1 protein-coding gene is annotated in these 1,551 nt (G+C 70.0%); it reads left to right on the top strand.

Features of this window, described 5'->3' with window-relative positions:
- The coding region (locus ACIRFH_RS36615) for a methylmalonyl-CoA mutase (RefSeq protein WP_403530926.1) at positions 1-1,551 on the top strand (1,551 nt) is incomplete at both ends.

Here is a 1,551-nt window from a genome sequence, read left to right as displayed (position 1 = left end):
CGAGTCCGGACTGCCCATCGAGCCGGTCTACGGGCCCGACACCCAGGCGGGCTGGGACCCGGCCGAGAAGCTGGGCGAGCCGGGGGCGTACCCCTTCACCCGCGGCGTGTACCCGACGATGTACACCGGCCGTCCCTGGACGATGCGCCAGTACGCCGGTTTCGGCACGGCGACGGAGTCCAACGCCCGCTACAAGCAGCTGATCGCCAACGGCACGATGGGCCTGTCGGTCGCCTTCGACCTGCCCACCCAGATGGGCCACGACTCCGACGCGCCGATCGCCTCGGGCGAGGTCGGCAAGGTCGGGGTGGCGATCGACTCGATCGACGACATGCGGGTGCTGTTCGGCGGGATCCCGCTGGACAAGGTCTCCACGTCCATGACGATCAACGCCCCCGCCGCGCTGCTGCTCCTGCTCTACCAACTCGTCGCGGAGGAGCAGGGCGTCGGCGCGGAGAAGCTGACCGGCACGATCCAGAACGACGTGCTGAAGGAGTACATCGCGCGCGGGACGTACATCTTCCCGCCCAAGCCGTCGCTGCGGCTGATCGCGGACATCTTCAAGTACTGCAGGGCCGAGATCCCGAAGTGGAACACCATCTCGATCTCCGGCTACCACATGGCCGAGGCGGGCGCCTCCCCCGTGCAGGAGATCGCGTTCACCCTCGCGGACGGCATCGAGTACGTGCGCACGGCGGTCGCGGCCGGCATGGACGTCGACGACTTCGCGCCCCGCCTCTCCTTCTTCTTCGTGGCCCGCACCACGATCCTGGAGGAGGTCGCCAAGTTCCGCGCGGCCCGCCGGATCTGGGCGCGGGTGATGAAGGAGGAGTTCGGCGCGAAGAACCCCAAGTCGCTGATGCTGCGCTTCCACACCCAGACCGCCGGCGTGCAGCTGACGGCCCAGCAGCCCGAGGTGAACCTGGTCCGCGTCGCCGTCCAGGGCCTGGCGGCCGTCCTCGGCGGCACCCAGTCGCTGCACACCAACTCCTTCGACGAGGCCATCGCGCTGCCCACCGACAAGTCGGCCCGCCTCGCGCTGCGCACGCAGCAGGTCCTCGCCTACGAGACGGACGTGACGGCGACCGTCGACCCGTTCGCCGGGTCCTACGTCATCGAGAAGATGACCGACGACGTCGAGGCCGCCGCCCTGGAGCTGATGCGGAAGGTCGAGGACCTCGGCGGCGCGGTCGACGCCATCGAGCACGGCTTCCAGAAGAACGAGATCGAGCGCAGCGCCTACCGCATCGCCCAGGAGACCGACTCCGGCGAACGCGTCGTCGTCGGCGTCAACCGCTACCAGCTCGACGAGGAGGAGCCGTACGAGCCGCTGCGCGTCGACCCGGCCATCGAGGCCCAGCAGGCCGAACGCCTCGCCAGGCTCCGCGCCGAGCGCGACCAGCAGGCCGTGGACACCGCACTCGCGGCCCTGAAGAAGGCCGCCGAGGGCGAGGACAACGTCCTCTACCCGATGAAGGACGCGCTGCGCGCCCGGGCGACGGTGGGCGAGGTGTGCAACGCGCTGCGCGAGGTGTGGGGGACGTACGTGCC

The sequence above is a fragment of the Streptomyces sp. NPDC093586 genome (assembly GCF_044764905.1).
In the GTDB taxonomy this organism is placed as follows: Bacteria; Actinomycetota; Actinomycetes; order Streptomycetales; family Streptomycetaceae; genus Streptomyces.
This window is presented reverse-complemented; position numbering and strand designations above follow the sequence as displayed.